Origin of the sequence: Umezawaea endophytica (genome assembly GCF_025061645.1) — a bacterium.
GTDB lineage: Bacteria > Actinomycetota > Actinomycetes > Mycobacteriales > Pseudonocardiaceae > Umezawaea > Umezawaea endophytica.
Genome location: NZ_JANYMP010000010.1, coordinates 311,531 through 329,528, shown reverse-complemented (window position 1 = coordinate 329,528; position 17,998 = coordinate 311,531). Strand labels below are relative to the sequence as shown.

At 73.4% G+C, this 17,998-nt stretch carries 17 protein-coding genes; 10 read left to right on the top strand and 7 right to left on the bottom strand.

Annotated elements, in window-relative coordinates:
- Nucleotides 1–42: 42 nt before the first annotated feature.
- Entirely contained in the window at nucleotides 43–1,809 is a 1,767-nt protein-coding gene (locus NZH93_RS22510; protein WP_259625136.1) for an IucA/IucC family protein, read from the top strand.
- 63 nt (nucleotides 1,810–1,872) lie between these two features.
- On the top strand, nucleotides 1,873–2,406 hold the full coding sequence (locus NZH93_RS22505; protein WP_259625135.1) for a hypothetical protein: 534 nt from the start codon (nucleotides 1,873–1,875) through the stop codon (nucleotides 2,404–2,406).
- 208 nt (nucleotides 2,407–2,614) lie between these two features.
- Here the strand turns inward: NZH93_RS22505 and NZH93_RS22500 are convergent, their stop codons facing one another.
- Nucleotides 2,615–4,480: an ATP-binding protein gene (locus NZH93_RS22500; protein ID WP_259625134.1), complete on the bottom strand. Its 1,866-nt coding sequence runs from the start codon at nucleotides 4,478–4,480 to the stop codon at nucleotides 2,615–2,617.
- 115 nt (nucleotides 4,481–4,595) lie between these two features.
- Between NZH93_RS22500 and NZH93_RS22495 the strand changes: the two genes are divergently transcribed.
- The 3 genes from NZH93_RS22495 to NZH93_RS22485 are packed head-to-tail and all read left to right on the top strand — an operon-like array spanning nucleotide 4,596 to nucleotide 7,456.
- Nucleotides 4,596–5,243 carry an HAD family hydrolase gene (locus tag NZH93_RS22495; protein ID WP_259625133.1) on the top strand — a complete coding sequence of 216 codons (648 nt, stop codon included), beginning with the start codon at nucleotides 4,596–4,598 and terminating at the stop codon, nucleotides 5,241–5,243.
- Nucleotides 5,240–6,241 (top strand): phosphotransferase family protein, encoded by a 1,002-nt coding sequence (locus tag NZH93_RS22490; RefSeq protein WP_259625132.1) that lies wholly within the window; start codon nucleotides 5,240–5,242, stop codon nucleotides 6,239–6,241. Before NZH93_RS22495 ends, NZH93_RS22490 begins: the two co-directional genes overlap by 4 nt.
- Before the next feature lie 3 nt (nucleotides 6,242–6,244).
- The gene (locus tag NZH93_RS22485; RefSeq protein WP_259625131.1) at nucleotides 6,245–7,456 is read left to right on the top strand and encodes an acyl-CoA dehydrogenase family protein; all 1,212 of its coding nucleotides are present in this window, start codon (nucleotides 6,245–6,247) and stop codon (nucleotides 7,454–7,456) included.
- A gap of 48 nt (nucleotides 7,457–7,504) precedes the next feature.
- On the opposite strand, the gene NZH93_RS22480 is transcribed toward NZH93_RS22485, so the two are convergent.
- Both NZH93_RS22480 and NZH93_RS22475 read right to left on the bottom strand, forming a co-directional pair.
- Nucleotides 7,505–8,194 carry a peptidylprolyl isomerase gene (locus NZH93_RS22480; protein ID WP_259625178.1) on the bottom strand — a complete coding sequence of 230 codons (690 nt, stop codon included), beginning with the start codon at nucleotides 8,192–8,194 and terminating at the stop codon, nucleotides 7,505–7,507.
- A 68-nt stretch (nucleotides 8,195–8,262) separates the two neighbouring features.
- On the bottom strand, nucleotides 8,263–8,961 hold the full coding sequence (locus NZH93_RS22475; RefSeq protein ID WP_259625130.1) for an SDR family NAD(P)-dependent oxidoreductase: 699 nt from the start codon (nucleotides 8,959–8,961) through the stop codon (nucleotides 8,263–8,265).
- On the opposite strand from NZH93_RS22475, the gene NZH93_RS22470 reads away from it, so the two are divergent.
- A complete protein-coding gene (locus tag NZH93_RS22470) occupies nucleotides 8,960–9,925 on the top strand; it encodes a helix-turn-helix transcriptional regulator (protein ID WP_259625129.1) in 966 nt (321 codons plus the stop codon). The genes NZH93_RS22475 and NZH93_RS22470 overlap by 2 nt on opposite strands.
- Nucleotides 9,926–9,944: 19 nt before the next feature.
- On the opposite strand, the gene aspS is transcribed toward NZH93_RS22470, so the two are convergent.
- Nucleotides 9,945–11,228 carry an aspartate--tRNA(Asn) ligase gene (gene aspS, locus NZH93_RS22465; RefSeq protein WP_259625128.1) on the bottom strand — a complete coding sequence of 428 codons (1,284 nt, stop codon included), beginning with the start codon at nucleotides 11,226–11,228 and terminating at the stop codon, nucleotides 9,945–9,947.
- A gap of 313 nt (nucleotides 11,229–11,541) precedes the next feature.
- Nucleotides 11,542–12,030, bottom strand: coding sequence for an SRPBCC family protein (locus NZH93_RS22460; RefSeq protein ID WP_259625127.1), 489 nt, complete (start codon nucleotides 12,028–12,030; stop codon nucleotides 11,542–11,544).
- Nucleotides 12,031–12,164: 134 nt separating this feature from the next.
- Between NZH93_RS22460 and NZH93_RS22455 the strand changes: the two genes are divergently transcribed.
- The gene (locus NZH93_RS22455; RefSeq protein ID WP_259625126.1) at nucleotides 12,165–13,061 is read left to right on the top strand and encodes a helix-turn-helix domain-containing protein; all 897 of its coding nucleotides are present in this window, start codon (nucleotides 12,165–12,167) and stop codon (nucleotides 13,059–13,061) included.
- On the opposite strand, the gene NZH93_RS22450 is transcribed toward NZH93_RS22455, so the two are convergent.
- Nucleotides 13,042–13,485 carry a protein-tyrosine phosphatase family protein gene (locus NZH93_RS22450; protein WP_259625125.1) on the bottom strand — a complete coding sequence of 148 codons (444 nt, stop codon included), beginning with the start codon at nucleotides 13,483–13,485 and terminating at the stop codon, nucleotides 13,042–13,044. The two genes, NZH93_RS22455 and NZH93_RS22450, sit on opposite strands and share 20 nt — an antisense overlap.
- 169 nt (nucleotides 13,486–13,654) lie before the next feature.
- Between NZH93_RS22450 and NZH93_RS22445 the strand changes: the two genes are divergently transcribed.
- The 3 genes from NZH93_RS22445 (at nucleotide 13,655) to NZH93_RS22435 (ending at nucleotide 16,588) form a co-directional block, all read left to right on the top strand.
- Nucleotides 13,655–15,250: an outer membrane protein assembly factor BamB family protein gene (locus tag NZH93_RS22445; RefSeq protein WP_259625124.1), complete on the top strand. Its 1,596-nt coding sequence runs from the start codon at nucleotides 13,655–13,657 to the stop codon at nucleotides 15,248–15,250.
- Nucleotides 15,251–15,320: 70 nt separating this feature from the next.
- Nucleotides 15,321–15,650 carry a PadR family transcriptional regulator gene (locus tag NZH93_RS22440; protein WP_259625123.1) on the top strand — a complete coding sequence of 110 codons (330 nt, stop codon included), beginning with the start codon at nucleotides 15,321–15,323 and terminating at the stop codon, nucleotides 15,648–15,650.
- Nucleotides 15,647–16,588, top strand: coding sequence for a hypothetical protein (locus NZH93_RS22435; RefSeq protein ID WP_259625122.1), 942 nt, complete (start codon nucleotides 15,647–15,649; stop codon nucleotides 16,586–16,588). Before NZH93_RS22440 ends, NZH93_RS22435 begins: the two co-directional genes overlap by 4 nt.
- Here NZH93_RS22435 and NZH93_RS22430 read toward each other — a convergent pair.
- On the bottom strand, nucleotides 16,578–17,987 hold the full coding sequence (locus tag NZH93_RS22430) for an MFS transporter (protein WP_259625121.1): 1,410 nt from the start codon (nucleotides 17,985–17,987) through the stop codon (nucleotides 16,578–16,580). The two genes, NZH93_RS22435 and NZH93_RS22430, sit on opposite strands and share 11 nt — an antisense overlap.
- Nucleotides 17,988–17,998: the final 11 nt, after the last annotated feature.

Below are 17,998 nucleotides of genomic sequence, written 5' to 3'. Positions count from 1 at the left end.
CGCCGGTGAACACTGATCTTGGTCTCGGCCGGGGAGGTGGACATGAGCCGTGTGCGATGGCGCACCGCGTCGACAGCGCTGCTGGGCAAGCTGATCGGTGAGCTGGCGTTCGAGGGCCTGCTACGCCCCGAGCCCGACGGCGACGGCCACCTGCTCGACCTCGGCGCGGTCCGCTACGCGTTCACGGCGGCGCGCGGCGCGTTCGGCGGGTGGCGGGTGGACCCGGCGAGCCTGCGGCGGATCCCGGTCGGCCGCTACGGGCCCGGCGCCCCCGGCCCGGCCGACGACGTGCAATTGTTCCTGGTGGAGGCGGCCGGGGTGCTGGGCGTCGCGCCGGTGACGCTGGCGAACTACCTGCTGGAGATCACCTCGACGCTGGCCGCGGACGTGGCGCTCGCGGCGAGCGCGCTGCCGGTGGCGGAGGTGGCGAAGCTCGACCATACCGAGCTGGAGGGGCACCTGACCGGCCACCCGCGGCTGGTGGCGAACAAGGGCCGGATCGGGTTCTCCGCCTCCGACGTCGCCGCGTACGCGCCGGAGTCGCGGCGGGTGCTGCGGCTGCCGTGGCTGGCCGTGCACCGCGGGCTGGGCCGGTTCCGGTCGGTCCCGGCGCTGTCGGAGCACGCGCTGCGCGAGGCGGAGCTGGATCCGGGGACGGTGGCGGCGTTCACGGCGGTGCTGCGCGAGCGCGGTCTGGACCCCGACGCGTACGTGTGGATGCCGGTGCACCCGTGGCAGTTCGACAACGTGGTGGCCACGATGTGGGCGCCGGAGGTGGCGGGCGACCGGATCGTGCCGCTGGGCGAGGCGCCGGACGAGTACCTGCCGACGCAGTCGATCCGCACGCTGTCCAACGTCGACCGGGTGGACCGCCACCAGGTGAAGCTGCCGCTGCGGATCCTCAACACCACCGTGTGGCGCGGGGTGCTGCCCGAGATCGCCGAGTCCGCGCCGGTGATCACCCAGTGGCTCAAGGGCCTGTGGGGCTGCGACGACCTGCTGGCCGGGTGGCGCACCGAACTGCTGGGCGAGGTCGCCTCGGTGGCGGTCGCGCACCCCCGCGTCGACGGGATCGAGGGCTCGCCCTACCGGCTGCGCGAGACGCTGGCGTGCGTGTGGCGCGAACCGGTCGAACCCCGGTTGACCGCGGGCGAGCGGGTGTGGCCGCTGGCGGCGGTGCTGCACGTCGACCAGCACGGGCAGCCGCTGGTGGAGGAGTTCGTCGCACGGGCGGGTGTGGACCGGGGGGTGTGGGTGTCTGCGCTGCTGCGGGCCCTGCTGCGGCCGTTGCTGCACCTGCTGTTCCACTACGGCGTGACGGTGAACCCGCACGGGCAGAACATCCTGGTCATCGAGGGCCCCGACGGGCTGCCCGCGCGGATCGCGGTGAAGGACCTCGTCGACGACGTGAGCCTGTCGCTGGAGCCGGTGCCGCAGCGCGGTCCGGCACCCGACGAGCACGACCCGGTGCTGCCGCGCCGGGCGTGGCCCGCGCTGCGGTCCTACCTGGTCAACGCGTTCCTGGTCGGTGTCGGCCAGCCGCTGGACCTGCTGCTGCCCGGGACGGGCCTGTGGGAACGGGTGCGCGGCGAGGTCGAGGCCTACCGGCGGCGCTTCCCCGCGCTCGCCGAGCGGATCGACGCGGTCGACCTGCTCGGGCCCCGGCTCCCGCACTACCCGCTCAACGGCGACCGGCTGCTGGTCACCGGGTACGCCGAGCAGCCTGCCCACCGCTCGGTGCGCCCGTCGGGCGAGGTGCCCAACCCGCTGGCCGCGGTGACCGGGATCGAACCCCCCGACGGCTGGTGACACCACCGGATCACCACGGCGACCGAACAGGTCCCTGACACCACCCGACCACGCTGCACCGCTATGAAGCCCTCCTGCCTCCTCGTCCTGGCCGTCGCGCTGGCCGCGTGCTCCGCACCGGCCCAGCCGACCGGCGTCGCCTCACTCGTCACGTCGTCGGCCTCGTCCACCGCCGCGGCGGCCCCCTCGACCGAACGGGCGCGCCAGCGGCTGGACATGACCGACGCCGACCGGGAGGTCGTCTACGCCCCCTACCAGAAGTGCCTGGACAAGCACGGCATCGCGCCCAGGGGCACCGAGGGCAAGAAGGTCGACCGGGCGACCCAGCAGGAGTGCGACCCGCTGCTGCCGCTGCCGCCGTGGGAACTCGACGCGACCAACCCCGACGCCCACGCGTTCGCGGAGAAGACCGTGGCGTGCCTGCGGGCCAAGGGCGTCACCAACGTCGAGGTGTCCACGAACACCGAGTCCGGCGTCGTCGGCACGACGATCACCGACGAGGTGGACCCGAACGCGATCACCGGGCCGGTCAAGGGCATCGACGAGGTCATGACGCTCAACTCCGCCTGCCAGCAGGAGGTGGCGGGGATCAGGTGACGTCCCGGTGGCCCGACGGCGATCCGTCGGGCCACCGCGGGCCGCTCAGGTGGCACACCCGGTCCACGGCGCGCGCGCCGAGTGCCGTGGAGCCGTGCCGCTGGTGCCGAAGCTGGTGTGGAACATCCGTCCGCCTTCCGGGAGAACCGCCGGTCACCCCGCAAGGCGTGACGCCGCCGTTCCACGCCGTTCCACCGATAGGCACCCGCTATGGCTGGTAGCAGCACCTCATCCCGGTCTGCACGCTGCCGCGCAGGTGCTCGCCGAGCACGGGGTCGGCGGCGGCGACGCGGTCGAGCGCGCGGCGGATCGCCTTGCCGACGGCGATGCGCGCCCGTTCGGGGTTGTCGGCGAACTGGCGCGCGCGACCACCCAGGCCGGTCGACCCGCGCAGTTCGTCGGCCAGCCAGTCCGCGTCCGCCCGCAGCCGGGCCACCCGCGCCTCCTGGTGGGCGGCCTCGGCCTCGGCGATCTCCTCGCGCAACTGGGCCAGGCGCTGCCGGTACTGGCGCAGCGCGGCGTCGTCGAGGACCGGCTGGGCGGTGCGGACCTCCGGCACGCAGCCATCGGCGAGTTCGATGGCGGGGATCTCCACGGCCGGGTTCGCCACCAGCGTCGCCAGGTACCGGACGCCCACCGAGTCGTCCACGACGACGGCGCGCTCGCCGAGTTCGAGCCGCCACCGCCGACCCGTCCGCGTGCACACCAGCGCTCCTCGCGCCGGTTGGGGCAGCGCCATGCCCATCGACGCGGCCTCCCGCGCGGCGGCGGAGCGCTCGACCTCCGCGGCCCACGTCTCGCCGCGGGCGGCCAGCGCCTCGGCGAGCCGGTTGCGCGACAGCGCGGCGGCGGGCCAGTGGCCCAGGGCGGCGTTCTGCTCCACGGCGGCGCGGAAGTGCGTGACGGCGCGCTCGGTCTCGCCGAGCACGAGCGAGGCCACGCCCAGCGCGTGCTGGGCCGAGCCGAAGCAGGCCGCCGCCAGGCTCGCCATCACCGGCAGCCGCGCGTGGGGCAGCAGCAGCGGGTAGACCTGCGCGGCGGTGTCGGTGTCGCCCAGCAGCGCGGCGGCCTCCACGGCGCCGTTCATCGCGCACAGCCATGTGCTGGAGCGGGCGAGGTGCTCGAAGCCGTCACCGCGCAGCCGGGCGAGCGCGCCGCGGGCCATGCGGGTGTCGCCCGCGGACGCGGCGGCGACGGCCAGCCCGGCGACGAACGCGTCGTCGGTGGCGCTGAGCGTGGGGGAGTTGGCGATCTCGCCCAGCACCGCGACCAGTTCGGCGACCCGGCCCTGGTACCAGCGGATCGCGACCAGTTGCGCGCCGTACCAGCCGACGTGGTCGGCGTCGCCGGTGGTGCGGCCCTGCGCGGCGCACTCGTGGGCGAGTTTCTCGGCGTCGTCCAAGCGGCCCGCGCGGACGTCGAGCATGACCCGCAGTGCGGTGCGGACGAACGAGACGGCGGCGTTGCGGTCCGCGGCCTCCGACGCCGACAGCTCGGCCAGCGAGCGCTCGGCGTGCGCGTCGCCGAGCAGGAACAGGTCGACGGTGCGCCACAGCAGGCCCATCACCACGTCGCTGGGGCGTCCGGTGCGCGAGCCGACGCGCAGCAGTTCCTCGGCCAGCCGCAGCCGCAGCTCGGCGTCCTGGGGGCCGAGCAGGCAGTGGTGGGCCAGGCTCAGCGCCTCCGACAGCGCCACCAGGTCGCCCGCCTCGCGGGCCTCGGCCACCAGCGGCATGATCGTGGTCGAGCGCTGCGCCCGGTAGTCGGCCTCGGCGGCCAGCCGGGTCCGCATCCGCAGCGCCAGCGACGACGCTGGGTCCAGCGCTCGCAGCGCCTCGCGCTGGTGCGCCTCGACGGAGGCGGCGTCGGCGGCGGTGCGGTGCTCGTGCACCCACAGCCCGCCGAGCCCGACCGCGGCCAGCGCCATCAGCCGCTCGTCGCCGACGCGCTCGGCCACCTCGTAGGCCTTGGTGAACCAGCAGCGCGCCCCCGCCAGGTCACCGTCGACGTGCAGCGCGCGTTCTCCCGACGCCACCATCGATTCCGCTTCGTCCCGTTCCGGAACGACCGACATGTCGCTCACCCCCCACACAGATCAAGAGTGTCCCGTGCGGCGCGGGGATACCTCGCGTGGACTCGGATCGGCGCCCCCATTGCCGACATACCAACTGGTCGGTACGCTCCCGGTCGTGGGCAACGACGACGAACGGCAGATCGACGCGGTGGTGCTGGACTGGGGCGGAGTGCTCACGGTGTCGGTGCCGCGGTTCGTCGAGGACTGGATGCGGACCGAGAACATCGACCGCGACCGCTACCGGACGACCATCCGCGGCTGGATGGGGCGCGACGCGCTCCCGGACAACCCGGTGGCGCTGCTGGAGACCGGCGCGCTGCCGGTGGCGGAGTTCGAGCGGCTGCTGGCCGCCGAGCTGATGACCGCCGACGGCGGCGAGATCGTCGCCAAGGGGCTGCTGCGCCGCATGTTCGGCACCGCGAACACCGACCCGGCGATGGTGGAGCTGGTCCGCGAGGTCCGCGCGAGCGGCGTGCGCACGGTGCTGCTGTCCAATAGCTGGGGCGAGGGCTACCCCGAGGAGCTGCTGCTGGAGCTGTTCGACACGCTCGTCATCAGCGGCCGGGTCGGCCTGCGCAAACCGGACCCGGCGATCTTCACCCACACCCTGGACCTGCTGGACCTGCCAGCGGAGCGGTGCGTGTTCTTCGACGACATGCAGGTCAACGTCGACGGCGCCAAGGCCGTGGGCCTGCACGCCCACCTGCACACCGACGCGGACAGCACCCGTGCCGCGCTCGCCGACCTGGGAGTGAAGCCGTGACCGACCTGCCGGGCCTGGACCTGGACAAGCTCGCCGCCTACCTCGGCAAGGGGCCGCTGACCGGCGAGCTGATCCCCGGCGGCCGCTCCAACCTGACCTACCGGGTGACCGACGGGCAGGACCGGTGGGTGCTGCGCCGCCCGCCGCTGGGCCACGTGCTGGCCACCGCGCACGACATGACCCGCGAGCACCGGGTCATCTCCGCGCTGGCCGACACCGCGGTGCCCGTGCCGCACGCGGAGCTGCTGTGCACCGACCCCGACGTGCTGGGCGCGCCGTTCTACCTGATGGAGGAGGTCGCGGGCGCCGCGCTGCGCGACCGGGCGCAGTGCGACTGGCTCACCCCCGCCGACGCGCGGGTGCTGTCGGACCGGCTGGTGGACGTGCTCGCCGACCTGCACGACGTCGACCCCGACTCGGTGGGCCTGGCCGACTTCGGCCGCCCCGAGGGGTTCCTGGTCCGGCAGGTGAAGCGGTGGGGCAAGCAGCTCGACGCCTCGCGCAGCCGTGACCTGGAGGGCATCGACGAGCTGCGCGACAAGCTGGGCGACCGCGTCCCGGAGTCGGCGCGGTCCACGATCGTGCACGGCGACTACCGGCTGGACAACGTGCTGGTCACCCGTGACCCGCTCGGGATCAGCGCGGTGCTCGACTGGGAGATGGCGACGCTGGGCGACCCGCTGGCCGACGTCGGCCTGCTGCACGTGTACTGGCACGGCCTGGGCATCGACGAGGACCCGATCACCGGCACCGTCCCGTCGCTGCCGGGCTTCCCCACCGCCGAGGACCTGGTCGCCCGCTACGCGGCCCGCACCGGCGCGGACGTGTCCAACCTCGGCTGGTACGTCGCGTTCGGCTACTTCAAGCTCGCCGTGATCCTCGAGGGGATCCACTACCGCTACACCACCGGCAAGACGGTCGGCGCGGGGTTCTCCCAGCTCGGCTCCTTCACCCTGCCGCTCGTGCGCCAGGGCCTCCACGCGATCAAGGAGTACTGACCGATGGACTTCGCCTACGACGCCAAGACGGAAGACTTCCGCGGCAGGCTGCTGTCCTTCATGGACGAGTTCGTCTACCCCGCCGAGGCGGTGCTGGAGGAGCAGCTCGCGGCCTCCGACGACGAGTGGACGCGCAAGCCGGTCGTGGAGGAGCTCAAGGCCCGCGCCCGCGAGGCCGGGCTGTGGAACCTGTTCCTGCCCGACGCCGAGCACGGCGCGGGGCTGACGAACCTCCAGTACGCGCCGCTGGCGGAGATCACCGGCCGCAGCCCGCACCTGGCGCCGGAGGCGTTCAACTGCGCCGCGCCGGACACCGGGAACATGGAGGTGCTGGCGATGTTCGGCACCGAGGAGCAGAAGAAGCAGTGGCTGCGGCCCCTGCTCGACGGCGAGATCCGCTCGGCGTTCTGCATGACCGAGCCGGACGTGGCGTCCTCGGACGCGACGAACATCGCGACCCGCATCGAGCGCGACGGCGACTCCTACGTGATCAACGGGACCAAGTGGTGGTCCTCGGGCGCGATGAACCCGAACTGCGCGATCTTCATCGTGATGGGCAAGACCAACCCCGAGGCCGAGCGCCACCAGCAGCAGGCGATGATCCTGGTCCCGCGCGACACCCCCGGTGTCGAGGTCAAGCGCGGCATGACCGTGTTCGGCTACACCGACGGCCCGCACGGCGGTCACGCCGAGGTCGTGTTCACCGACGTGCGCGTGCCCGTGGACAACCTGGTCGCAGGCGAGGGCCAGGGCTTCGCCATCGCCCAGGCCCGCCTGGGTCCCGGCCGCATCCACCACTGCATGCGGCTGATCGGCATGGCCGAGCGGGCGCTGGAGCTGATGTGCAAGCGCGCCAACGAGCGCGTCGCGTTCGGCAAGCCGATCGCCGCGCAGGGCGTCGTGCAGGAGTGGATCGCCGAGTCGCGGGTGCGGATCGAGCAGGCCAGGCTGCTGGTGCTCAAGACGGCGTGGCTGATGGACACCGTGGGCAACAAGGGCGCGCACACCGAGATCCAGGCGATCAAGATCGGGGTGCCGCTGATGGCGGAGTGGGTGCTGGACAAGGCGATCCAGGCGCACGGCGCGGGTGGCGTGAGCCAGGACTTCCCGCTGGCGAACCTGTGGGCGGCGGCGCGCACGCTGCGGCTGGCCGACGGGCCCGACGAGGTGCACCGCATGTCGCTCGCGAAGCGCGAGCTGAAGAAGTACCGCTAGCGCGGTTCGGGCCGCTCGTCGGCGCGGTGACCGTTCGCGGTCACCGCGCTAGGCGGGTTCGACGATCAGGAACACGATCAGCTTGGCTGGCTTGCCGTCGGAGGGCTCGAGCCCGGTGTCCGGGAGCACGCCACCCGCGACCACCTGGTCGATGACGTCCATGCCCCTGACCACCCGGCCGATGACCGGGGAGTCAGGGACGATCGCGGGGCTGTCCTCGTGCACGATGAAGAACTGGCTGCTGTTGGTGCCCGGCCCGCTGTTGGCCATCGCCACGACACCTCGCGCGTAGCCCGCCGTCACGGCGGTCGGGTCGGCGAACTGGTAGCCGACCGTCCCGAAGCCGGTGTCGGTGGGGTCGCCGCACTGGAGCACGAAGATCCCCTCCAACGTGAGCCGGTGGCAGGTCCCGGACTTGTACACCTGCTGCCGCACGAGGTGGCGGAAGTTGTGCACGGAGCACGGCGCGCTCGCCGCGTCCAGTTCCACGTCCACCCGGCCGAGGCTGGTGTCGAAGCGGATGGTCGACTTCCCGCTCGTGCGGAACCCCTTGTCCGGCGGCGTCCCGATCCGGCGCAACGGCCCGTCCTGGATGAGCTCGAACCGGCACGGCATCGGTTCCTCGGCGACTGTGCTGCTCGGTGCGGTGGCGGAGCCCGCGACCGGCCTGCCCGGTGTCGCGCTCGTGCAGCCGCCGGCCACCAGCGCGAGTGACAACGCGTAGGGAAGCACCCGCATCTTGGCCACACCGGAACCTTAGGACCGGGACCTGCTCGTCGTCCGGGCTTTCGCCCACTCGGCGGCGATCAGGACCAGGCGATCTCGCCTGCCCGGTCGACGAACCGCCCCGAGCCCGCTCCGGGGCCCTCGGTCGCGAGGCCGACGACGGCGTCCGTGCCCTCGGTGACGGTCTGCGGGCCGCTGTGGCCGTTGAGGTCGGTCGCGGTGTAGCCGGGGTCGGCGGCGTTGACGCGGATGTCGGGCAGCGCCTTGGCGTACTGGGTGGTCAGCATCGTCAGCGCCGCCTTCGACGCGGTGTAGAGGGGCGCGACCACCGAGGACTCCGGGCGGGACGGGTCGTGGGTGTGGGCCAGCGAGCCCATGCCGCTGCTGACGTTGACGATGACCGGGTCCGGTGAGCGGCGCAGCAGCGGCAGGAACGCGGTCGTGGCGCGGACCACGCCTGCGAGGTTGACGTCCAGGACGCCGAGCGCGTCGGCGCCGGTCAGGGTGGTCGGGTCGCCGAACGGGCCGTGGACGCCCGCGTTGTTGACCAGGACGTCGACCCGGCCCTCGTGGGCGGCGACGTCGGCCGCGGCGGCGGCCACCGACGCGTCGTCGGTGACGTCGATGCGGACGAACCGGGCGCCGACCGCGGCGGCGGCCCGCTGCCCCAGGTCGGGGTCGCGGGCGCCGAGCAGCACGGTGTGGCCGAGGTCGACGAGTCGGCGGGCGGTCTCGCGGCCGAGGCCCTTGTTGGCGCCGGTGATGAAGGTGATCGTCATGCCCTCGATCCTCGGCGCGTCCTCGGGGCGGGACCAGGGACGGCTCGACGGTAGGAACCGCCGTACCACCCTCACCGCGCCGCCGTGCGGGAGGATGGGTGCCATGACCGGGCTGGGCGCGATGATCCGCACGTGGCGGGAGCGGTTGCCGCCCTCGGCCGCGGCGTTGCCGGTGGGCCGGGCCCGGCGCGCGGTCGGCTTGCGCCGCGAGGAACTGGCCGAGCTGGCCGGGGTGTCGGTGGACTACGTCGTGCGCCTGGAGCAGGGCCGGTCCACGACACCATCGGCGCAGGTCGTGGCGTCGCTGGCCCGTGCGTTGCAGCTCTCCGCGGCCGAACGCGACCACCTGTACCGGTTGGCGAACCTGGTGCCGCCCGCCGACGGGGCGATCTCCGACCACATCCCGCCCGGCGTGCGGCGCGTGCTGACCCGGCTCGGGGACGTCGCGGCGGCGGTGTTCGCGGCGGACTGGCAGCTCGTGTGGTGGAACCGCGGGTGGGCCGCCCTGCTGGGCGACCCCTCCACGTCGCCGCCCCGGCTGCGCAACTTCGCCCGCGACCGGTTCCCCGTCGACGAGGGCCCCGCGACCCTGGCGCGGTGGCCGGTGGCCGAGCAGGACCGCGCCGCCACCGACGCCGCCGTGGTGTCGGACCTGCGCCGCGTCACCGGCCGCTTCCCCGACGACCCGCGCCTCGCGGCGCTGATCCGCGAGCTGGCCGCGGGCAACCCGCGGTTCGCCGAACTGTGGGCGGGCGGCGCGGTGGCCACCCACCGCGAGGACCACAAGACCGTCGAGCACCCGTCGGTGGGGCCGATCGCGGTGGACTGCGACGTCCTCACCGACGGCGACACCGAACTCAAGATCGTGATCATGACCGCCGTGCCCGGCAGCCCGGACGAGACCGCGCTGCGGCTCGCCGAGATCGCCGGACCGCCGGTGACCGGCTCGCTCCCCGCACGGTAGGGGCGAGCCGGCCCTGCGGTCACGGGTGCAGGCGGTGCCGGTCGCGCGGGAACAGCGCGGCGCGGCGGACGTTGTCCAGGCCGAGCAGGCGGGCGGTCCACCGTTCCAGGCCGATGGCGAACCCGCCGTGCGGTGGCATGCCGCGGGCGAAGACGTCCAGGTGGTCCTGGTGGGCGGCCGGGTCCTCACCGCGGCGCTCCAGCGCGGCCACGTAGTCGGCGTGCCGGTGCAGGCGTTGGCCCCCGGTCACGAGTTCCAGGCCGCGGAAGAGCAGGTCGAAGCTGTTGGACGACTCCGGGCGGTCCGGGTCGGGGTGGGTGTAGAACGGCCGTTTGACCATCGGGTAGCCGGTGACGAACAGGAACTCCGACCCGTGTTCGCGCTCCGCCCACGCCGAGAGCCACCGCTCGTGGGCGGGGGCGAGGTCCGGTTCGCCGCGCGGGTCGGTGTCGGTGTGCCGGGCGAGCAGGGCCTGGGCGTCGGTGAAGTGGATCTCCGGGATCTGCGCGGGCACGTCCGGCAGCGCCGCTCCCAGCAGTGCCACGGCGGCCGGGGCGTCCTGCGCGACGGCGGCGACCATCCCCGCCACCGCGGCGCGCAGGAGGGCCATGACGTCGCGGTGGTCGGCGACGAACCCCAGTTCGGCGTCCAGGCTCGTGTACTGCGCGAGGTGGCGGGTCGTGTCGTGGGGTTCGGCCCGGAACACCGGCCCGACCTCGTGGACCCGTTCGAACACCCCCACCATGGCCTGCTTGAACAACTGCGGCGACTGCGCGAGGAACGCGGGCGTGCCGAAGTAGTCGACGCCGAACACGCTCGCGCCGGACTCGGTGGCCGACCCGACGATCTTGGGCGTGTGGATCTCGGTGGACCCCCGCTCGCGCAGCGCGGCCCGGAACCCGGCCACGCTCGCGGCGGACACCTCGAACGGCGCCCGCAGCCGCGGGTGGCGCAGGGCGACGGCGGCGTTGTCCAGGATCGTCGGGAGCGTGGCGGTGACGGTCGGGCGGTAGAGGTCGAACGGCGGGGGTGTCGACGTGGCGAGCACCGTGATCCGCGGCCCGGTGACCTCGGCGCCGCCGGGGGCCCTGTCGTTGGCGGTGACCAGGCCGTGGACCTCGACGACGGTTTCCTCCCCGACGTCGAGCGGGCCGGTCAGCACGACTTGGGCCAGGCCGGAGCGGTCCCGCACGACGAGGAAGGAGACGGACTTGAGGACGCGCAGGCGGTGGACCCACCCGGCGATCCTGACGTGTTCGCCGACGTGCCGGGGCAGGTCGGCGGCCATGGTTCGGGAGATCATCACACTCCTGGGGACGTGCGCGATCCTTTGGGGGCGCGGGCGAGAAAGGGAACTCGCGGTACCACCGCGCCTTCGCCGCCACCCGCGAACGGGCGGCGGCCTCGACGAGCCCGATGACGGGGGCGAACCGGCGGGGCATGGGGCGGGGCCGAGGGCCCCGCCGTTCCTCCCCGCGCTCGGGAGGGTCTTCACCGTGGGGCGCGGGGCCGCTTTCGCAGCTACCGGCGGCTCTCTGGACCCGCGTGGTCCCCGGCTACTCGTCTCCGTCGACGCGTTGGCGCCACTGTAGGGACCCGGTCCGGGCCCGCGCGCGTCAATTTCGCGGCGTCGAGATCCACCGGGCCAGCGCGATGAGGGTCGACTCGACGCTGGCGGTCATGTGGTCGCGCAGCTCGGCCACCTCGGCGAGGGTCGTGCCGAGCGCCGGGACGTGGCGCAGCAGCCGCCAGGACTGCGCGACGACCGTGCCGTCGCCGTCCTCGTGGAAGGTCCACCGCCACCGCACGATTCCCTCGTCGACGCCGCCGACGACGAACGCGAACTCCGCGCCCGGTGCCGCCGCCACGACCTGCGAGCGGGTGGTCCACTCCTGCTCGCCGCGGCGGTTGTGGCCGCTGAACCAGGCGCCGACGCGAGGGCCGTCACCGGCGTCGTAGGCGACCGCGCTGGCGCTGGGGCTCCACCGCTCGATCGTGGACACGTCGCTGACGAGGTCGTAGACCGCCGCGGGAGGCGCGGCGACCCAGGTCCGGCGGGTGAACGCGAACCCGGTCACGTCGAGGGTGTCCAGCTCGGTGGTCATGGTGGGTGCTCCTGGCTCGTCGAGGGGGTGACGTGCTCCACCCTCGCGGCGGCCCGCGACGCCCGCCACACCCTGCGGTGCCTGACCCCGGCGGGGTGCGGCAGCGCGCGGCGGCGCGGTCGATACTCGACGGCATGGACGGACAGGGACGGCTCGGCGACTTCCTCCAGGCGCGGCGGGCCCGGCTGCGCCCCGAGGACGTCGGGCTGCCGACCTACGGCGACCGGCGGCGGGTCCCAGGGCTGCGGCGCGAGGAGCTGGCGCTGCTGGCGGGGGTCAGCGCGCCGTACTACACGCGGCTGGAGCAGGGACAGTCGCACAACGCCTCGTCCGAGGTGCTCGACGCCATCGCCGGGGCGCTGATGCTGGACGACTCCGAGCGCGCCCACCTGCACGCGCTGGCGAGCACGGCGACACGCCGCCGCCCGGTGCGCAGGCCACCGCCGGAACGGGTGCCCGCGGCGACCCGCGCGCTGCTGGCGGCGGTGGGCGACGTGCCGACGATCGTGCTGGGGCGGCGCACCGACGTGCTGGCGTGGAACCGCACGGGGCACGCGGTGTTCGCCGGGCACCTGGACTTCTCGGCGCCGGAGGACCCCGCCCGGCGGCCGAACATGGCGCGGCTGGTGTTCCTCGACGCGCACCTGCGGGAGCTCTACACCGACTGGCAGGCCAAGGCGAAGGCCGTGGTGGGCAACCTGCGGGTGACGGTGGGCCTGCACCCCGACGACCCGCTGCTGGCCGGGTTGATCGGCGACCTGTGCGTGCGCAGCCCGGAGTTCGCCGGCATGTGGGCCGATCACCGGGTGCGGGTGTGCGACGTCGTCGAGTACCGGATGCACCACCCCCTGGTCGGGTCGATGACGCTCACCCAGCAGACGTTGCAGAGCCCGCGGGGCACCGACGTGCACGTGGTGATGGCCGTCCCCGAGCCGGGCTCGGCCTCGGAGAGCGCGCTGGCGCTGCTCGCCACGGCCATCACCCCGGACCGGACCCGCGTCCCCGACACCCTCAGGACTCGGGGAACCTGAGCACCCAGCGGCGCTGCCACGGGGTTTCGGCGGCGTGCCGGTCGTAGTGGGTGCGGGTCCAGGCGACGGCCTCCTCGCGCGGGACGCCCGCGAGCACCGCGAGACAGGCCAGGACGGTGCCCGTGCGGCCCTTGCCGCCGAAGCAGGCGACCTCGACGCGGTGGCCCGCGCGGGCGTACTCGTGCAGCTCGCGGATGCGGGCGACGGCCTCGGCGCTGTCGCGCGGCAGCAGGAAGTCGGGCCAGCGGACCCACTCGTGCGGCCAGGTGATCGTGGCGTCGTGACGTCCGCGCAACCGCGATCCGCCCAGGTAGAGGCCGTGATCGGGTTCCGGGCCTGACGGCGTCGGGTGGCGCAGGCCCCGGCCGCGCACCCAGGTGCCGTCGGGGAGTTCGGTCGCGCCGGTGAGGTGGGTGTCGGTCATGGCACCCATCTTCTCGACCGCGCGCGGCACCCGCCCCTACGGGTCCGGATCAACCGATCGACTGATCCCGGTGTCAACCTTCTCCCGTCCCGGTGACGACCTTCAGCGGATCCGGCGCGGTCCGAACGCTGTCAGGGTGAGGGGTGCCCGATAGACGAGGGGGACTCCCATGAAGGGCATTCGAACAGCGTTAGCCACCGGTCTGGTCCTCGCGCTGGTCGGCGCGGCCGTCGCGTCGGCCGCCCCGGACACCGCCACCACCGGGGGCGGTGGTCGCGGCAGCGGTGACTGGGCGACCTGGCAGAAGGACCTGTCCGGCACCCGGCACAACGCCGCGGAGTGGCGGATCAACCAGCGCAACGTCGGCAACCTCGAGCTCAAGTGGGCGTTCGCGTACCCGAAGACCGAGTTGTTCGTCCGCAGCCAGCCCGCGATCGTGGGCGGCGTCGCCTACTTCGGCGGCCCGGACGGCAAGTTCTACGCCCGCGACGCCCGCACCGGGGCCGCCCGGTGGACCTTCGACCTGACCAGCGTCGATCCGGGGCCGCGGACCACCGCGACCTGGGACGGCCCGGCGGTTGCCGGCGGCAAGGTCTACTTCGGCGACACCCGCGGCTACGTCTACGCGCTCGACCAGCGCGACGGCAGGCTGCTGTGGGCCACGCAGGTCGACTCCCACCCGGCCGCGTTCGTGACCAGCTCCCCGATCGTGTTCGAGGGCCGGGTGTACGTCGGCACCTCCAGCGGCGAGAACACGCTGGGCCGCGACTACGCGTGCTGCACGTTCCGCGGCCACATCGACGCCCTCGACGCGAACACCGGGGCGCTGGCGTGGCGGCACTACACCGTGCCGCAGCCGCAGGCGGTGGGCACCTGGCCCAGCGGCGCCACCAGGTACGAGCCGTCCGGCGGTGGCGTGTGGAGTTCGCCGGTGATCGACACCAGGACCCGCACGCTGTTCGTCGGCACCGGCCAGAACTACACCGGCAGCGCGGGCGACTTCGACACGATGCTCGCACTGGACCCGCGCAGCGGCGCGGTGAAGTGGCGCAACCAGGTCACGAAGGCCGACACGTGGCGCTCGCTGTGCAACGACCCCGACCCGGAGGGCTACTGCCCCGGCCTCAAGGACGGCTCCGCGCTGGACTACGACATCGGCGCCACGCCGAACGTGTTCACCGTCGGCGGCCGCACCCTGGTCGGCGTGGGCCAGAAGTTGGGCGTCTACCACGTGTTCGACGCCCGCACCGGCGAGGTCGTGTGGCGCAGGCAACTGGGCGTCCCGCTGCCCAGCGGCGGCGTCTCCGGCATCCAGTGGGGGTCGAGCTACGACGGCCAGCGCCTCTACATCGCCACCTACTTCGCCGATCCCGGCAAGGTGTTCGCCGTCGACCCCGCCACCGGCCGAGTCCTGTGGGAGACGCCGAACCCGGCGGACGGCTGCACCACCGGCGGCGCGGCCGGGCAACCCAACTGCACCCTGGGCCACGGTCCCGCGGTGAGCAGCAGTCCGGGCGTGGTCTACGAGGGCAGCAACGACGGCAAGCTGCGCGCGTACTCGGCGTCCACCGGCCGCGTCCTGTGGACCTACGACACCGTGCGCGACTTCACCGGCGTCAACGGCCTGCCCGGTCGGGGCGGGGCGATCTCCGGTGGCGGCGGGGGAGCCGTGGTGTCGGGCGGCATGGTGTACGTGCAGGCGGGCTACTGGCCCGCCTACCCCAACCCCGACGGCGGGCACGTGCTGCTGGCGTTCGGGCTGTGAGGTGGTGGGTCCCGACGCGTCGGGACCCACCCCTTGCCATTATATACCGCTTTCCGATATAACTCGTGCCATGAGTGCTCGGGTGATGACGGAGCAGAGCTTCCTCGTGCTGACGGCACTGGCCGAGGAGCCGCTGCACGGCTACGCGATCGTCCAGGCGGTCGACGTCCTGTCCGAGGGCCGGATGAGGCTGCGGGTCGGCACCCTCTACGGGGTGCTCGACCGGCTGGTCGCCGACGGGTTCGCCGAGCGGGACCGCGAAGAGGTGCACCAGGGGCGGCTGCGGCGGTACTACCGGCTCACCGACAGCGGGGTCAGGGCGCTCGCGGCGGAGGTCGCCCGGTTGTCGGCGAACGTGCGCGCGGCGTCGTTCGTGCTCAAGGCCAGGGGAGCGCTGTGAGCAACCTGGAGAACCGCTACCGCCGCCTGCTGCGGGTGCTGCCCCGCTGGTACCGGGCGGAGCGCGAGGAGGAGATGGTCGGGCTGCTGCTGGCCGATCGCACCGACGACCTGGACCTGGAGCACGGGTGGCCCGGCTGGGGCGAGACCGGGGCGACGGTCGCGCTCGCGGTGCGGACGCGGTTCGCGGCGTCGGGCGCCCCGGCGCGGGCGGTCGCGGTCGGCGACGTGGTGCGGCTGGTCGCGATGCTGGGCCTGGTCGGGCAGGCCGCCTACGGGGTGCGGTGGGCGAGCGCCGCGCTGACCGGCCCGTCGTGGAACGCCGTCGGGTTCGAGCCGGTGGACGTGGTGGTGAACCTGGCGATGGTGGCGGGCCCGATCGCGATGCTCGCCGGTCTGCGCGGAGTCGCGAAGGCGCAGGTCGGGCTCAGCGCCGCCTACGGCCTGGTGGTCGCGGGCCAGGCCGTGGCCGAGGCGTCCCCACCCCTGGCCGTGCTGTGGCACGTGCCCGTGTGGGTGACGGCGTTCGCGCTGTTCGCGGGCTACCACCGCGACGCCACCCGACCGGACCCGCGGCCGTGGTGGTGGGCGCTGCTCGCGGTGGCCGTCACCACGGGCGGGCTCACCGCGTGGAGCGCGGGCGACCCCGACCACGTCCTGACCGCCGCGTCGAGCGGACTCGTCCCGGTGGCCGTCGTGATCGCGGGCGTGGTCCACCTTGGCCGCCGGGGCTCGGCCGCCGGATCGCTCGCGCTGGCGTGCTGGGCACTGGCTCTGCTGCCCCTGACCCTGGGCGAACTCACCCTGCTGCGCTGGGTCGCGGACGTCCCCGGCATGACCGCGTTCCTGGTCGGCCGGGTGGTCTGCCTGGCCCTGGTGGGAATCGCGCTGCTGGTCGCCGGGGGAGCGCGGCGACCAGCGCTCCCCGTCACACCTTGACCGGCACCGGGTTCCCGGACGCCTCGATCGCCCGCCGCACCGGCACGAAGATCATCAGCACGAACCCGACCACGAAGAACACCACCAGCGAGATGATCGCCAACCGGAACGACCCGGTCGCCTGCCCGACACCGGCGAACACCAGCGGACCCAGCCACGACGTGGAGCGCTCACCGACCTCGTAGAGCGAGAAGTACTGGGCCTCGCGGCCGGGCGGCACCATCTGGCTGAACAGCGACCGCGACAGGGCGTTCGTGCCACCCAGCACCAGACCGATGCCCACCGCCAGCCCGTAGAACTGGAACTGCTGGCCCGCCTGCACGAAGTACGCGGCGCTGACCACCACGATCCACATCAGCAGGCTGATCTGGATCGTGCGCTTGGCACCCCACCGCTTGGCGCCCCACCCGTGCAGCACACCGCCGAAGAACGCGACGAACTGGACGATCAGGATCGTGGAGATCAGCACCGACTGGTCGAGCTTGAGCTCGGCGCTGCCGTACTGGGCCGACACCCCGGCGACGGTGGAGATGCCGTCGGTGTAGATCAGGTAGGTGAACAGGAACGCCAGCGTCAGCGGGAACATCCGGGCCGAGCGGATCGTCTGGAACAGCTCCTTGAAGCCCGCCGCGACGATGCCCGCCCCGTGCTCACCGCCGTGCGGCTCCTGGTGCTGCCGCAGCCGGGCCAGCGGGATGAGGGTGAACCCGGCCCACCACAGCCCCGAGAGCACGAACGCGATCCGCACCGCCGTCGACTCCTCGATGCCCACGACGTCGTGGCCCAGGAACAGCGCCAACTGGATCGCCAGCGCCACCCCGCCACCGAGGTAGCCGAACGCCCACCCCCGCGCCGACACCGCGTCGCGCTCGTCCGGTGTCGCGATCTCCGGCAGGAACGCGTAGTAGACGACCACCGACGAGCCCCAGCAGATGTTGGCCAGGATGAACAGCAGCACACCCAGCGTCCAGTTCGAGCCCGCCACCAGCCCCAGCAGCGCCGTCGCGAACGACCCGGCGAACGCGAACGTGCCCAGCATCCGCTTCTTGTTCTGCGTGCGGTCGGCGATGGCGCCCATCACCGGCAGCACCAGCACCTGCACGACGGTCGCGATCGACAGCAGGTACCCCCACAGCGACCCGGCCGGGAAGTGCAGGCCGAACGCGGAGATGTCGCACGACTGGAGTGCGCTGTCGGCGCACGCGTCCGGCCCGTTGCGGGCGACGTCGGCCTTGGCGTCGTTCTCCGCGATGGCGGTGAGGTACAGCGACAGGAACACCGTCCCCACCGATGTCGGGAACACCGAGTTGGCCCAGTCGTACCAGCACCACCCGCGCTGCTCGCGAACCCGTTCGGGAGTGGTGCCCGCGCTCTCGGGGCTGCTGTCGACCACGCTCATGACGGCGGACT

What these genes read in the sequence shown, in the direction of transcription:
- NZH93_RS22485 (WP_259625131.1), top strand. Translation starts at nt 6,245, where the DNA reads ATGGACTTCGCCTACGACGCCAAGACGGAAGACTTCCGCGGCAGGCTG.
- NZH93_RS22500 (WP_259625134.1), bottom strand. Translation starts at nt 4,480, where the DNA reads ATGTCGGTCGTTCCGGAACGGGACGAAGCGGAATCGATGGTGGCGTCG.
- NZH93_RS22510 (WP_259625136.1), top strand. Translation starts at nt 43, where the DNA reads ATGAGCCGTGTGCGATGGCGCACCGCGTCGACAGCGCTGCTGGGCAAG.
- aspS (WP_259625128.1), bottom strand. Translation starts at nt 11,228, where the DNA reads ATGATCTCCCGAACCATGGCCGCCGACCTGCCCCGGCACGTCGGCGAA.
- NZH93_RS22455 (WP_259625126.1), top strand. Translation starts at nt 12,165, where the DNA reads ATGGACGGACAGGGACGGCTCGGCGACTTCCTCCAGGCGCGGCGGGCC.
- NZH93_RS22450 (WP_259625125.1), bottom strand. Translation starts at nt 13,485, where the DNA reads ATGACCGACACCCACCTCACCGGCGCGACCGAACTCCCCGACGGCACC.
- NZH93_RS22445 (WP_259625124.1), top strand. Translation starts at nt 13,655, where the DNA reads ATGAAGGGCATTCGAACAGCGTTAGCCACCGGTCTGGTCCTCGCGCTG.
- NZH93_RS22480 (WP_259625178.1), bottom strand. Translation starts at nt 8,194, where the DNA reads ATGCGGGTGCTTCCCTACGCGTTGTCACTCGCGCTGGTGGCCGGCGGC.
- NZH93_RS22430 (WP_259625121.1), bottom strand. Translation starts at nt 17,987, where the DNA reads ATGAGCGTGGTCGACAGCAGCCCCGAGAGCGCGGGCACCACTCCCGAA.
- NZH93_RS22470 (WP_259625129.1), top strand. Translation starts at nt 8,960, where the DNA reads ATGCCCTCGATCCTCGGCGCGTCCTCGGGGCGGGACCAGGGACGGCTC.
- NZH93_RS22440 (WP_259625123.1), top strand. Translation starts at nt 15,321, where the DNA reads ATGAGTGCTCGGGTGATGACGGAGCAGAGCTTCCTCGTGCTGACGGCA.
- NZH93_RS22475 (WP_259625130.1), bottom strand. Translation starts at nt 8,961, where the DNA reads ATGACGATCACCTTCATCACCGGCGCCAACAAGGGCCTCGGCCGCGAG.
- NZH93_RS22460 (WP_259625127.1), bottom strand. Translation starts at nt 12,030, where the DNA reads ATGACCACCGAGCTGGACACCCTCGACGTGACCGGGTTCGCGTTCACC.
- NZH93_RS22505 (WP_259625135.1), top strand. Translation starts at nt 1,873, where the DNA reads ATGAAGCCCTCCTGCCTCCTCGTCCTGGCCGTCGCGCTGGCCGCGTGC.